A 271-nucleotide genomic window follows, 5' to 3' on the forward strand; every position below is an offset into this window, starting at 1 on the left:
TCGTGATTTATCTCGTGCTCGCGAAGTCGCGATGAAAGACTTAAAAGATGCTAAGTACCAGTTAAAAGCACTTCTTCTTCGCAACAATATAAACTATGCAGGCACTGCAAACTGGTCCCTTAAACACTTACATTGGCTTACCGAACTGGTATTGCCACACCCTGCACAACAAATCGTTTTACAATAGTTTATTCAAACCATCAACGAGCGAACTACACGATTAGAGCGACTAGACAATGAACTCTCTCATCATGTTTATCAATGGCGTTAC

General features: G+C 41.0%; 1 pseudogene. It reads left to right on the forward strand.

Annotated elements, in window-relative coordinates:
* A pseudogene (locus N477_RS00650) lies at positions 1 to 271 on the forward strand (IS110 family transposase); the annotation flags it as partial.

It is taken from the genome of Pseudoalteromonas luteoviolacea H33-S (assembly GCF_001625695.1).
Taxonomy (GTDB): Bacteria; Pseudomonadota; Gammaproteobacteria; order Enterobacterales; family Alteromonadaceae; genus Pseudoalteromonas; species Pseudoalteromonas luteoviolacea_B.